This window comes from Streptomyces odontotermitis (genome assembly GCF_050510915.1).
Classification (GTDB): Bacteria; Actinomycetota; Actinomycetes; order Streptomycetales; family Streptomycetaceae; genus Streptomyces.
Map to the genome: position 1 here is coordinate 654,140 of NZ_JBNJLS010000001.1, position 12,996 is coordinate 667,135.

Below are 12,996 nucleotides of genomic sequence, written 5' to 3' on the forward strand. Positions count from 1 at the left end.
ACCCCTCATCAAGCCGGGGAAAGGGAAACCCTCCCGCCCACCTCGATCAGCCCACCCGGACCGGGCGCCGTCAGGACCTGTGATCCCCGCCCCTGGCGGACGTTCAGCGCTCGGCCCAGCTCCTGCGTGAGCAGCAGCGCCGCCGCCCCCGTCGCCTCGTCCTCGTCGATCCCGTCCCCCCGCCCGGGGAACCCCCGCGCCCGCACCTTCCCCGCCGCCTCGTCCTCCCACGCCCACGCGTAGATCCACTCACCGGGCGGCAGGATCCCCAGCGCGTCCACCTCGGCGACGCTCGCGTACTGGCGCGTCGCCTTCCCCGACACCCACTCCGCCCGCCCCGTGATCCACGTGAACTCCCCGTCCTGGCGCGCCTCCACGACGCCCGCCTCGGTGCGCAGTTCCGGCAGGTCGAGGAGCCAGGCGGAGCCCACGCACGGGTGCCCCGCGAAGGGCAGGCGCTGCGAGGGGGTGTAAATGTCGATGACCCCGCGCTCGGGGTCATCGACGAACACCGTCTCGCTGTAGCCGAGTTTGCCCGCGAGGGCCTGCCGGTCCGCGACGTCCGGCAGCAGGGCTCCGTCGCGGGCCACTCCCAGCTCGTTGCCGTGCCGACCGTCCGGCCCGCAGAAGACACGCACCACGTCGAGGGAGTCCAGGGCATCGGGGAATTCGCTCATCCCCGCATTGAAGCATCCGTCCGCTGCCGACGCCGCGCCGCGTACATCGCGCCCGCGCCCACCGCCACGACCGCGCCCGCCGCGCCGAGCAGCGCCCCCGACGGGACCCCCGCACCGGTGCTGGCCAGCGAGCCGGAGCCGCCGCCGACGGTGTCCGCGCCGTCGCCCAGGGAGACCGAACCGCCGCCCGTGGAACCGGAGTTGCCGGAATCACCGGAGTTGCCGGAGTCCCCCGACCCGGCAGGTCCGCCGGTCCCGCCCGACGGGAGCTTGCCGTCCGCGGTCAGCGTGAGCGCCAGCGTCACCGGGTCGATCGGGTCGCCCTCCTTGTACTGGGAGGGGGCCTGGTCGCTGGCGAACTGCCGCGCGCCCGCCGCCGTCAACGCCGCCGGGACCTGGTCGAGGACCACGACGTCGTCCTTCGGCCCGTACGAGACCTTGGAGAGGTCGAGCGTCGCGAACTTCACGTCGTCGTGGGTGCCCTTGGGCGTGGTGACGTCGACCGTCAGCGTGCCCCTGGCGCCGTCGGCGGCCACCTTGATGTCGCTGAACTTCATGTCGATGCCGTGCGCCTTGTACTGGAAGCGGACGGCACCGCCGAAGGACGCGGTCAGCTTCTTGGCGTCGGAGTCCAAGTCGGCCTTGGCGTACGGGAAGTCGTAGCCGTTGTCGTTCTTCCTCGCGCCGCCGGAGGGCACCGCCGTGCCGCCGGACTCGATGTAGCGGCGGAAGGACTCCTTGACGCCCCAGGCGAGCGAGCCGTCGAAGACCGCGCCTTCGGGGTGCGTGGTCTCCGTCGGGGCGGAGGTGCCCGTCGGCCGCGTGGTCGGGGCCATGGTCGGGGACGCGGTACCCGTGGGGTTCTGTGTCGGGGTCTGCGTGGGCGCGGGCGTCCGGGTGGGGGTCGGCGTGGGGGGCGGCGTGGGCGTCGGCGTGGGCTCCGGGGACTTCTGCGCGACCGTCAGCGGGTCGCCGGCCGCGCCGGTGTAGCGGCCGCCCCCGCCGAGCGCCTCGTCGGCCTCCTTGGTCAGCTTGGTCTTCATGTCGGTCATGGAACGCGTGACCGTGACGTCGGCGAGCGGCACGTCGTCCTGCGCGGCGCCGCCGTCCTTGCTGACGTCGGCCGTGATCCTCGCCCTGGCGCTGTCGAAGCGGACGTCCGACAGCTTGACGTCGAAGCCGTGCAGCTTCGAGGTGAAGTTGACGCTGCCCTTGAAGGCGAGGGAGACGGTGTGCTTGTCCGTGTCGTACGACCCGGTGCCGTCCACGAACGTCAACGGGCCGTTGTCCTTGGCCTGTTCGGCGCCCCCGGCGGGGGTGATCTTCCCCGCCGCCATGCCGGTGACGTAGGTGCGGTAGCTCTCCTTCACGCCCCAGGTCAGCCGGTAGTCCTTCAGCGGGGTGTCCGCCGCGGCGGCGGGGGCGGCCGCGAGGACGGTGGCGCCGAGGGCCACGGCGGTGGCGGCGGCCGAGGCGAGGGCTATGGGGCGGCGGATGGCAGCCATGGTCGGGGGTCTCCTTGAGGGAACTTGAGGGAAGTCGGGAGTGCGAGAAGCGGCCTGGAGTTGCTGTTGCGGTGGTGAAGTGGCGTTCTTTGCAGGTCAGTTGGCGGGGTCGGTGGTGCTGGTGGCGCTGGCGGCGCGGCGCCTGCGGAGCACCCCGAAGGTGATCCCGGCGGCGAGCAGCACCGCGACGCCCGTGCCGATCCCGATCGGCACCGCCGCGGAGGAGCCGTCCGACGCCTTCGCCGTCTTCCCGGTGCCGACGGCGGCCTTCTTCGCCTCGGGCTGCGGGCTCGCGGACGAGCCGAGGTCCGGCAGCGCGGGCAGGTGCGCGTCGGCGTCGAGGGCGACCGCGAGGGAGACGGGGTCCATCGCGGTGCCCGCCTTGTACATCGAGCCGAAGGTCCTGGCGCCCTGGGCGGTGAGTTCGGCGGGGGCCTCGGCGAGGGTCACCAGGCCGTCCTTCGGGGTGAGCCGACCGGCTCTGAAGGTGATGAGCGGGGCCTTCTTCGCCGTGAGGTCCTTGCTGTCGACGTCGGCGGACAGGGTGCCCTTGCCGTCCCGCACGGCGACGGTGACCTTGCTGAGCGCGATGTCGAGGCCGTGCTTTCCGGTGAAGCGGATCCCGCCCGCGAAGTCCGCGTCGAGGGTGTGCTTCTTCGGGTCGTACGTGCCTTCGCCGCGCGGGAAGCGGAAGAGCGCGCCGCCGTCCTGGGCGCCGCCGGACAGGGTCCACTTGCCGTGGGCGAGGGAGCCGGTGACGTATTCGCGGAAGGTGCGGCGCACGCCCCAGTCGACGGCGGCGTCCTCGATGCGGCCCGCCGCCTTCGCCCCCTTCTTGCCCTTGCCCCTGCCGTCCTTGTCCTTGCCCTTGTCCTCGCCCTTGTCGTCCTTGTCCTTCGCGGGGCTCTCGGCGCCCTTCCCGGACGGGTTCCCGGCCGTGGACTTCGGTGCGAGGTCCGCGGAGAGGCTCACCGGGTCGAGCCGGGTGCCCGACGCGTAGTACCCGGCGAACGCCTTGGCGCCCTGCGAAGTGAGCGTGGCGGGAAGGCCGGTGAGCGCGATCGGTCCGCCGCCGCCCTTCATGGCGAGGCCGGACACGTCGAGCGAGGCGAGCGGGACCTGGGCGGCCGTGGTGACCTTTCCGGTCCCCTTCTCCTTGCTGACCATGTCGGCGTAGAGGGTGCCGGAGCCGCCGGAGACCTTCACGGTGGGGCGGCCGATGGTCAGGTCGAGCTCGTAGGAGCCGCCCTTCTTGTGGCCGGTGAAGTGCACGGCGCCGGAGAACGAGGCGCGGAAGGCGCCGCTTTCCGGGTCGTAGCCGCCGCTCGCGGAGTGGAAGCGGAACTGGCTGTCGCCGACCGTCGCGGCACCGCCCTGAAGGGTCCAACTGCCGTGCGCCACAGGCCCGGTGACGTAGCTCTGGAAGGAGGATTTGATGCCCCAGTCGAGCCGCCCGCCCCGCACCGTGCGCTCCTCGGCGTGCGCGGCCGTCGCCGTGAGCAGCACCCCGGCGAGCACGACGAGCGGGACGAGCGCGGCGATCAGGGTGATGCCCGGCCTGCGGACGGCCGCGCGTATGTGTGCCGACGTGGACATCGGACTCCTCCTGCACCTGTGCACATGTCAGGTCCACTCGGGACCTGGCGATTTAGGTAAGGCTAACCTAAACTATGATCGCCGGGAGCGGGAACCCCTCCCGCCCCGGCAACCTCGCCCGGCACCCCAACAGCACGACAGGACGGTGGACTTCGGTGCGCACGCAGCGCTCACAGCCCCGCGCTCTTCGCCTCGCGGGCACGCTCGCCACCGCGCTCGCCCTCCTTCTGACGGGGTGCGGCACCTCCGGCGACGGAGGCGGTAGCGGCGGTGGAGGTGGTGGTGGAGGCGGCGGTCACGGTGGGCCCGGCGCCGCGCACGCGAAGAGCGCGCCCGCCGACCGCGTCGAGCCCCTGAAGTCGACGCCCCGGCCCCAACTGCCCGTCACCGTCCGCTCCGCCGACGGTCACAAGGTGACGGTCGAGGACACCAGCCGGATCGTGCCGCTCACCGGGTCCCTGAATGAGATCGTGTTCACCCTCGGCCTCGGCAAGCACGTGGTGGCCCGCGACATCACCGCCACCTTCGAGCAGGCCGGGAAGCTGCCCGTGGTGACGCGCGCCCACGACGTGTCGGCCGAGAGCGTGCTGTCCCTGAAGCCCACCGTCGTCCTCGCCGACACCACCACGGGCCCCGCCGAGGCCCTCGGCCAGATACGTGACGCGGGCGTCCCCGTCGTCGTGCTCGACCCGGCCAAGAACCTGGGCGACGTGGACCGGAGGATCGACGCCGTTGCGGGCGCCCTCGGCGTGCAGAAGGCGGGCACGGAACTCAAGTCCCGTACGCGGGAGCGCATTGCGCAGGTGCGGAAGTCCGTCCCCGCGCACACCGGCAAGCCCCGGGTGGCCTTCCTCTATCTGCGCGGCTCGGCCTCCGTGTACCTGCTCGGCGGGCGCGCGTCGGGGGCGAGCTCGCTCCTGGAGGCGGCGGGCGCCGTCGACGCGGGCAAGGCGTCGGGCCTGAAGAAGGACTTCACACCGATCACCAGCGAGGCGCTCGCGGCGGCCGCGCCGGACGCGATCCTCGTCATGACCAAGGGCCTGGAGTCGGTGGACGGCGTCGACGGGCTCGTGCGCATCCCCGGCGTCGCCGAGACCCCGGCGGGCGCCGACCGCCGCGTCGTCGCCATCGACGACGGCACGCTCCTCAACTACGGCCCCCGCACCGACCAGGTCCTGAAGTCCCTGGTGGACCAGCTGTACCGGGCGGACGGACAGTGACGGCCACACAACCGGCGGACGCCACGGGCGAGTTGACCGCCCAGGAAGCTGCCGCCACCGCGCCGCCACGCCGCCGCCCCGTCGCCCCCGTCCTCACCCTCGCCCTGCTCGCCGCCCTGCTCCTCCTCTGCCTCCTCTCCGCCGGGATCGGCGCCTACGACATCCCGCTCGGGGACGTCCTCGGCTCGGTGCGCCACCGCATGGGGCTCGGCGGCGCCGCCCTGGGCCGGGTCGGCGAGAGCGTGCTGTGGAACGTGCGGCTGCCCCGGGTGACGCTCGCGCTGCTCGTGGGCGGGTCGCTGGGGTGCGCGGGGGCACTGATGCAGGGCGTGTTCGGCAATCCGCTCGCGGAGCCGGGCGTCATCGGGATCTCCTCGGGAGCGGCTGTCGGCGCCGTCGCCTCTCTCGCGTTCGGGCTCGGCTTCTTCGGGAACTGGACCGTGACGGTGTGCGCGTTCCTCGCGGGCCTCGCGACCGTGCTCCTCGTGTACGCGCTGTCACGCAACGGCGGGCGCACCGAGGTCGTCACGCTCATCCTCACCGGGATCGCCGTGAACGCCTTCGCGGGCGCCCTCATCGGCCTGTTCCTCTTCTTCGCCGACAACGCCCAGGTCAGCCAGATCACGTTCTGGCAGCTCGGCTCGCTGGCGCAGGCGACCTGGCCGAAGGTGCTCGCGGTGCTGCCGTGCGCGCTCGCCGGGCTGGCCGTGGCGCCGTGGTACGCACGGAAGTTGGACCTCCTCGCACTCGGGGAGCGGCCCGCCCGGCACCTCGGCGTGGACGTCGAGCGGCTGCGGATCGTGCTCATCCTCGTCGTCGCGCTGCTCACCGCGGCGGCCGTGGCAGTCGCCGGGATCGTCACGTTCGTGGGCCTCCTCGTGCCGCACCTGCTGCGCATGGCGGCGGGTCCCGGGCACCGGTTCCTCGTCCCGGGCAGCGCGCTCGGCGGCGCCGTCGTGCTGGTCGGCGCGGACCTCGCGGCCCGCACGGTGGCCGCCCCGGCCGAGCTGCCGCTGGGAGTGCTCACGGCGCTCTTCGGCAGCCCGTTCTTCTTCTGGCTGCTGCGCAGGACCCGGCGCAGGCAAGGGGGTTGGGCATGATCCTCCGGCTGGGCAGACAGCTGACCGGACGGCTGAGCGGACAGCTGAGCGGACTCGCGCACGAGCCGCCCGCTCCCGCCGCGCCCGGCGAGCCTCTCGCCGAGGCCGACGGGGTGCGCGTCCGGCTCGGCGGCCGGGACGTCCTCGCCGGGGTCACGCTCGCGGCGCGCGCGGGCGAGGTCCTCGCCCTCGTCGGCCCCAACGGGGCGGGCAAGTCGACCCTGTTGGCCGCGCTCGCCGCCGACCTCCCGGCGGACGAGGGAGTCGTACGGGTCTGCGGGCGCCCCGCCACCGGGTGGAGCGCCCCCGAACTCGCCCTGCGCCGCGCCGTGTTGCCGCAGTCGGCCGCGCTCTCCTTCCCGTTCACGGTCGAGGAGGTCGTCCGGATGGGGCGAGCGCCCTGGGCCGGTACGCGCCGCGGGTCCGACGAAGACGACGACCGGGTGGTGGCCGAGTCGCTGGCCGCCACGGAGGTGGACGCCTTCGCGGCGCGGCCCTTCGCGGCGCTCAGCGGCGGGGAACGGGCGCGCGTCGCCCTGGCCCGCGTACTGGCGCAGCGCGCGCCCCTGCTGCTCCTCGACGAGCCGACCGCCGCGCTCGACCTGCGCCACCAGGAGCTAGTGCTCCGGCTGTGCCGGGAGCGGGCGGCGGCCGGGGACGCGGTCGTCGTGGTCCTGCACGACCTGGGCCTGGCGGCGGCGTACGCCGACCGGGCGGCGGTCCTGTGCGACGGGCGGGTGGCGGCGGAGGGGGCGCCCGGCGAGGTGTTCACGGAGGAGCTGCTGTCGCGGGTGTACCGGCAGCGCGTGGACGTCTTTCCGCATCCGCGGACAGGGGTTCCGCTCGTGACTCCGGCCCGCCCCATCCGTTGACTCCGGCTCCACCCCTCCCAGTCCTCCCAGCCCCCTTGATCGCACCCCTTGACCCTCCCTTTGCCTGCCCATGGACGGCCCATCGCCGGGCCGTGACCTGCCCGTGAGCAGGGCGCGATGCGTGAGAGCTGAATCACCGGACGGGTGGGTACTACCGAGGTAAGGCTCGGTTAAGTTAGGTCCGCCTCAGTCGAGCAGCACCCGTCCGTGAAGCGTCTTGGAGCCCGTATGCGACCCGCCCGCCTCTCCGTTGTCACCGCCGCAGCGACCGTCGCGGCCCTGGCCGCCGTCACGGGCTGCACCGAGAAGAGCGACGCCAAGGGCGGCGACGGGGCGATCAAGGTCACCGCGTCCGACAACAAGTGCGAGGTGTCGAAGAAGGAGTTCCCGGCCGGGCACGTCGAGCTGGCCGTGGAGAACAAGGGCTCCCGCGTCACCGAGGTCGAGATCCTGTTCCCGGACGACCGCATCGTCACCGAGCGCGAGAACATCGGCCCCAGCACCAAGCACACCGTCACCGCCGAGGTGAAGGCGGGCGACTACCAGATCGCCTGCATCCCCGGCATGAAGGGCAAGGGCGTGCGCCAGCAGGTGAAGGCGACCGGCGGCGGCAAGACCGCCAAGCGCGACCCCCGCCTGGACAAGGCCGTCGCCGACTACCGCGCCTACGCGCAGGAGCAGGCCGATCAGACGCTGCCCAAGGTGAAGGTCTTCACCGACGCCGTCCGCAAGGGCGACCTGGAGGCCGCGAAGAAGGCGTACGCCCCCTCCCGCATCGGCTGGGAGCGCACCGAGCCGGTCGCCGAGTCCTTCGGCGACATCGACCCGAAGGTAGACGTCCGCGAGGACGGCCTCGCCAAGGGCCAGAGCATCGAGAAGGACTGGACCGGCTGGCACCGCCTGGAGCGGGCGCTGTGGAAGGACAAGAAGATCGGCGAGCGCGAGAAGGAGCTCGCCGACCTGCTCGACAAGGACCTCAAGGACTGGCAGAACCGCGTCGGCAAGGCCGTGATCACCCCGACCTCCATGGCCAACGGCGCCAAGGAGCTCCTCGACGAGGTCGCCACCGGCAAGGTGACCGGCGAGGAGGAGCGCTACTCGCACACCGACCTCGTCGACTTCAAGGCCAACGTCGAGGGCGCCGAGAAGTCGTACGAGCTCCTGAAGCCGGTCGCCGCCGAGAACGACCCGGCGCTGACCAAGGAGCTCGACAAGCAGTTCGCGGCCATGAGCAAGCTCCTCGACAAGTACCGCGAGGACAAGGGCGGTTACGACTTCACCTCGTACGACAAGGTCGGCAAGCCCGAGCAGAAGGAGCTGTCCGACGCCGTCAACGCGCTCGCCGAGCCGCTCTCGAAGCTGGCCGCGGCCGTCGTCAAGAGCAAGTAGCGCAGGCGCAGCAGGAGTTCAGGGAGAGCCGAGGAGCCTGTCATGGCGGACACCGAGACCACTACCGAGACCGTGCCGGAACCGGCACCGGACGAGGCGACCAACTCCCGTGCCCCGTCGCGGCGTTCACTGCTCGGCTGGGGCGGCGCGGGGCTCGCGCTCGGCGCCGCCGTGGCGGGCGGCGCGGTCGCCCTCGCCCGGGACGACGAGAACGAGGCGGTACCCGCCGGCGAGGCGGGCGCGGCCGTCGCCTTCCACGGCCGTCACCAGGCGGGCATCGCGACCGCCGTCCAGGACCGGCTGCACTTCGCCGCGTTCGACGTGAAGACCGCCGACCGGGACGAGTTCGTGCAGCTCCTCAAGGACTGGACGAAGGCGGCCGCCCGCATGACCGCCGGCCACGAGGTCGGCGAGGGCGCCTACGGCTCGCTCGCCGAGGCGCCGCCGGACGACACCGGCGAGGCCCTCGGCCTCAAGCCGTCCCGGCTCACCCTCACCATCGGCTTCGGGCCCTCCCTGTTCGAGAAGTTCGGCCTGGCGGACCGGCGGCCCGAGGCTCTCGTGGACCTGCCGAAGTTCCCCGGCGACAACCTCGACAGGACCCGCAGCGGCGGCGACCTGTGCATCCAGGCGTGCGCCGACGACCCGCAGGTCGCCGTGCACGCCATCCGCAACCTCGCCCGCATCGGCTTCGGCAAGGTCGCCATCCGCTGGTCCCAGCTGGGCTTCGGCAAGACGTCGTCGACGACGCCGGACGCGCAGACCCCGCGCAACATGATGGGCTTCAAGGACGGCACCCGGAACATCGCGGGCACGGACGCGCGCCGGCTCACCGAGCACGTCTGGGTGGACGGCAGGGACACAGACGCGAACTCGGCCTGGATGACCGGGGGTTCGTACCTCGTGGCGCGCCGCATCCGCATGAACATCGAGACCTGGGACCGGACGTCGCTCCAGGAGCAGGAGGACGTCTTCGGCCGCGACAAGGGCGAGGGCGCGCCGGTCGGCAAGGCCAAGGAGCGCGACGAGCCGTTCCTGAAGGCGATGAAGCCGGACGCGCACGTGCGGCTCGCGCACCCCGACAGCAACGGCGGTGCGACGATCCTGCGCCGCGGCTACTCCTTCACCGACGGCACCGACGGCCTGGGCCGCCTGGACGCGGGGCTGTTCTTCCTCGCGTACCAGCGCGACGTCCGCAAGGGCTTCATCCCGGTGCAGCGCAGCCTGTCCGAGAAGAACGACGCCCTCAACGAGTACATCCAGCACGTGGGTTCCGCGGTCTTCGCGATCCCGCCGGGCGTCCGCGACAAGGACGACTGGTGGGGCCGGGCGCTGTTCGCCAAGAGCTCCAAGGAGGCGTGAGCAGTCCATGTTCGGCAACTATCTGATCGGCCTGCGCGAGGGACTCGAGGCCAGCCTCGTCGTCTGCATCCTCATCGCCTACCTGGTGAAGACGGGGCGCCGGGACGCGCTGCGCCCCATCTGGATCGGCATCGGCGTCGCGGTGGCGCTCGCGCTCGGCTTCGGCTGCGCGCTGACCTTCGGCTCGCAGGAGCTGACGTTCCAGGCGCAGGAGGCCCTCGGCGGCTCCCTGTCGATCCTCGCGGTCGGCCTGGTGACGTGGATGGTCTTCTGGATGCGGCGCACCGCGCGGCACTTGAAGGCCGAGCTGCACGGCAAGCTGGACGCGGCGCTGCAGATGGGCACGGGCGCCCTGGTCGCCACCGCGTTCCTCGCCGTGGGCCGCGAGGGCCTGGAGACGGCCCTGTTCGTGTGGGCGTCGGTGCGGGCCTCCAACGACGGCACGCACGGCCCGCTGATCGGCGTGATCCTGGGCCTGCTCACGGCCATCGCGCTCGGCTGGCTGTTCTACCGGGGAGCGGTCCGCATCAACCTCGCGAAGTTCTTCACCTGGACCGGCGGTCTGCTGGTGGTCGTGGCGGCGGGCGTCCTCGCGTACGGCGTCCACGACCTGCAGGAGGCGGAGTTCCTCGGCGGTCTGCAGAACAAGGCGTTCGACATCAGCGGGGCGATCCCGCCGGACAGCTGGTACGGCACGCTCCTGAAGGGCGTCCTCAACTTCCAGCCCGACCCGACGGTGCTCCAGGTCGTGGTCTGGCTCCTGTACCTGGTGCCGACGCTGGCGCTGTTCCTCGCGCCCTCATTCCGATCCGGACGCAACATCCGTACCGCCGTCCCCCCGTCGAACTCCCGTGTCTAGGATCAGCCTTGACTCAACGGGCGCTGCCATCGGAGCTCGCCCGACAGGCTGATCAGCGGGGAAGAAACTCATGCGAAACTCCCGTATCGGGACGACCCTTGCCACGGTGACCGCCGCGGCCGCCGTCGCACTCGGCGGCACGCTCGTCGCGGCCCCCACCGCCTCGGCGGCGGGCACCGTCGGCGGCACGGCGTGCAGCAAGAACATCAAGAACCACCAGATGCTCGTCGGCAGCTTCGGCGCTCCCGCACGCAAGGGCCCGGCCGCCAAGTACGGCCAGATCACGCGGCTGCAGTCCTTCGACGGCTTCTACGTCCGCTGCTACAAGATCAACAGCCACCACAACAAGTGGTTCTACGGCGACCTGCCGCGCTCCAGCAAGCGCGGCTGGGTCTACGAGACGTACCTCCAGGAGCTCTGACCGGCTGCTCGCTCGCTTCCCGGGCCCGATATGGTTCGGGCCCGGGAAGGGCTAGGTGAAGGTAATCCGATGAGTAGGGTTCGACGTCTGAGCCGGCTGGCCATGCCGGCGGCCGCGGTGACCGCTCTGGCGCTGGCGGCGAGCGGCTGTGTGACCGTGCACGGTGAGCGGGAGGTCGTGCCGTCGGCCACCAAGGCCGAGGCGGCAAAGGCCCTGCAGTCCTTCCTGGCCGCGTACAACAAGGCGGAGAAGGCGTACGACCCGGCCCTGGACGCGGACCGGATCAACGGCCCGCTGGGCGCCATCAACCAGGCGGGCCTGAAGTCGCGGGGCGTGCAGCACCCGGGCGGCAACCCCAACGGGACCCCACTGAAGCTCACCGACGCCAAGTACTCCATCCCGAAGAAGGCGGGCTGGCCGCGCTGGTTCGTCGCCGACACGAAGGCGACCAACCGCAGGCCGGAGAACATCCGCTGGATCTTCGTCTTCACCAAGAGCGGCCCCGACGAGGTGTGGCGCGCCTCGTACCTGAACCTGGTGGCACCGGAGCGCGTCCCCGAGCTGAAGAAGGACAAGGACGGCTACATCGAGCCGGTGCCGGCCGACTCGGCCCGGCTCGCGGTGGCGCCCGCGGACCTCGGCGAGCAGTACACGACGTATCTGAACAAGGGCGGCGACCAGTTCGCGCCGGGCGACCACACGACGCGGTGGAAGGCGATCCGCGACAAGAGCAAGAAGAGCCGCGGCGGCATCGGCTACCAGTACATCGACCAGCCGCAGAACGGCGGCGCGTTCGCCCCGGTGGCGATGCGCACCGAGGACGGCGGCGCGCTGGTCTTCTTCTCGACGCACCACTACGAGAAGCAGACGGCGGCCAAGGGACTCGACCTGAACGTGGACGGCGACGCGAAGGCCCTCATGGAGGGCGAGGCGAAGGAGTCGGTGACGCTGGAGCGCGTCTCGAACCAGGTGGTCCTCGACCCGAAGAAGTCCGGCGGCGGCAAGGTGGCCTTCCTCGGCCGCATCCAGGGACTCACGGGCGCGAAGGGCTCCTAGCCCCCGCGCGGGGACCGGGATGCGTGACGGTCAGCCGCGCAACGGCCAGGCGGCGACGTCGTGTTGGGGCTCGCCCGCGACGCGCGCGCACTCGTCGGTGAGCGTCTCCAGGAGCGTCAGCGGATCCGGCAGCGGATGCTCGGGGCCGCGCACCCAGTCGACGCTCAGCCCCTCGGGCAGCCGCGCGGGCGGCACCAGAACGTACGAACCCCGGCAGTGCCAGCGCAGGCCGGGGTGTTCGTCCATCGTCTCGGGGTGGCAGTCCAGCTCGCAGGGCCACCACTCGTCCTCGTCCTCGGGGGTGCCGCGCGTCGCCGTGTAGAAGAGCATCCGACCCTGCCCGTCGGCGGCGCCGGACTCGGCCACGGGGCCGACTTCGATCCCGGCGTCGAGGAGCCGCTCCAGGGCGGCGCGGCCCGCTTCGAGGGGGACGTCGAGGACGTCGTGGACCATGCCGGTCGCGGTGATGAAGTTGGCCTGCGGCTGGTGCCGGGCCCAGCGCTCGATCTGCGAGCGGTCGGTCGTGGACTGCGTCTGCCAGGCGAAGGAGACGGGGTGCCGGGCCGGGGTGGGGCAGCCGATGCGGTCGCAGGAACATCGGTAGCCGCTGGGGTGGGCGGCCGGGGCGAGGGGCAGTCCCGCGGCCGCGGCGGCGAGCAGCAGGCGCTCGCGTCCGCCCGCGCCGTCCGCCTGGTCCGTGGCGTTCTTCGGACGGCGACCGCGGCCGAGCCACTGGGAAAACCTGCTCTGTCCGCCGGTGCGGCGGCCGAACTCCGCGCCCATCTATCCCCTCATCTCGCTCTGGTCACCTCACTGTGATTCCTCACCGTGATGCCCGTCAGCATGACCTATGGTCCCACCATCCTGCTCTCCGGGGGGCCAGAGCCCACATCCGGGGTACGGGGGCGGATGCCAGCCGCTGGGTGACTTAGCGCGTCA

General features: G+C 72.1%; 12 protein-coding genes. 8 read left to right on the forward strand and 4 right to left on the reverse strand.

What is annotated here, in order from left to right:
- Window positions 1-8 precede the first annotated feature (8 nt).
- From ACQB60_RS03030 to ACQB60_RS03040, 3 genes are all read right to left on the reverse strand, one after another.
- Window positions 9-677, reverse strand: coding sequence for a PhzF family phenazine biosynthesis protein (locus ACQB60_RS03030; protein ID WP_496924213.1), 669 nt, complete (start codon window positions 675-677; stop codon window positions 9-11).
- Complete coding sequence (locus tag ACQB60_RS03035; RefSeq protein ID WP_496924214.1) at window positions 674-2,182, reverse strand: HtaA domain-containing protein; 1,509 nt, start codon at window positions 2,180-2,182, stop codon at window positions 674-676. The genes ACQB60_RS03030 and ACQB60_RS03035 overlap by 4 nt, the downstream gene beginning before the upstream one ends.
- Before the next feature lie 96 nt (window positions 2,183-2,278).
- The gene (locus ACQB60_RS03040; RefSeq protein WP_496924215.1) at window positions 2,279-3,778 is read right to left on the reverse strand and encodes an HtaA domain-containing protein; all 1,500 of its coding nucleotides are present in this window, start codon (window positions 3,776-3,778) and stop codon (window positions 2,279-2,281) included.
- Between the two features lie 155 nt (window positions 3,779-3,933).
- Here ACQB60_RS03040 and ACQB60_RS03045 point away from each other — a divergent pair, with 155 nt between their 5' ends.
- The 8 genes from ACQB60_RS03045 to ACQB60_RS03080 all read left to right on the forward strand — a co-directional run bounded on the left by ACQB60_RS03045 (window position 3,934) and on the right by ACQB60_RS03080 (window position 12,057).
- Window positions 3,934-4,998, forward strand: a complete 1,065-nt coding sequence (locus tag ACQB60_RS03045) for a heme/hemin ABC transporter substrate-binding protein (RefSeq protein ID WP_496924216.1) — start codon at window positions 3,934-3,936, stop codon at window positions 4,996-4,998.
- Between the two features lie 32 nt (window positions 4,999-5,030).
- Window positions 5,031-6,098, forward strand: coding sequence for a FecCD family ABC transporter permease (locus ACQB60_RS03050; protein ID WP_496924762.1), 1,068 nt, complete (start codon window positions 5,031-5,033; stop codon window positions 6,096-6,098).
- Complete coding sequence (locus ACQB60_RS03055) at window positions 6,095-6,970, forward strand: heme ABC transporter ATP-binding protein (RefSeq protein WP_496924217.1); 876 nt, start codon at window positions 6,095-6,097, stop codon at window positions 6,968-6,970. The genes ACQB60_RS03050 and ACQB60_RS03055 overlap by 4 nt, the downstream gene beginning before the upstream one ends.
- Before the next feature lie 228 nt (window positions 6,971-7,198).
- Window positions 7,199-8,359 carry an iron uptake system protein EfeO gene (gene efeO / locus ACQB60_RS03060; protein ID WP_496924218.1) on the forward strand — a complete coding sequence of 387 codons (1,161 nt, stop codon included), beginning with the start codon at window positions 7,199-7,201 and terminating at the stop codon, window positions 8,357-8,359.
- A 42-nt stretch (window positions 8,360-8,401) separates the two neighbouring features.
- Window positions 8,402-9,721, forward strand: coding sequence for an iron uptake transporter deferrochelatase/peroxidase subunit (gene efeB / locus ACQB60_RS03065; RefSeq protein ID WP_496924219.1), 1,320 nt, complete (start codon window positions 8,402-8,404; stop codon window positions 9,719-9,721).
- A gap of 7 nt (window positions 9,722-9,728) precedes the next feature.
- Window positions 9,729-10,580: an iron uptake transporter permease EfeU gene (gene efeU, locus ACQB60_RS03070; protein ID WP_496924220.1), complete on the forward strand. Its 852-nt coding sequence runs from the start codon at window positions 9,729-9,731 to the stop codon at window positions 10,578-10,580.
- Window positions 10,581-10,650: 70 nt separating this feature from the next.
- Window positions 10,651-11,001: a hypothetical protein gene (locus tag ACQB60_RS03075; protein ID WP_496924221.1), complete on the forward strand. Its 351-nt coding sequence runs from the start codon at window positions 10,651-10,653 to the stop codon at window positions 10,999-11,001.
- A gap of 69 nt (window positions 11,002-11,070) precedes the next feature.
- On the forward strand, window positions 11,071-12,057 hold the full coding sequence (locus ACQB60_RS03080) for an SCO2278 family lipoprotein (protein WP_496924222.1): 987 nt from the start codon (window positions 11,071-11,073) through the stop codon (window positions 12,055-12,057).
- A 30-nt stretch (window positions 12,058-12,087) separates the two neighbouring features.
- Here the strand turns inward: ACQB60_RS03080 and ACQB60_RS03085 are convergent, their stop codons facing one another.
- The gene (locus ACQB60_RS03085) at window positions 12,088-12,840 is read right to left on the reverse strand and encodes a bifunctional DNA primase/polymerase (protein ID WP_496924223.1); all 753 of its coding nucleotides are present in this window, start codon (window positions 12,838-12,840) and stop codon (window positions 12,088-12,090) included.
- Between the last annotated feature and the right edge of the window lie 156 nt (window positions 12,841-12,996).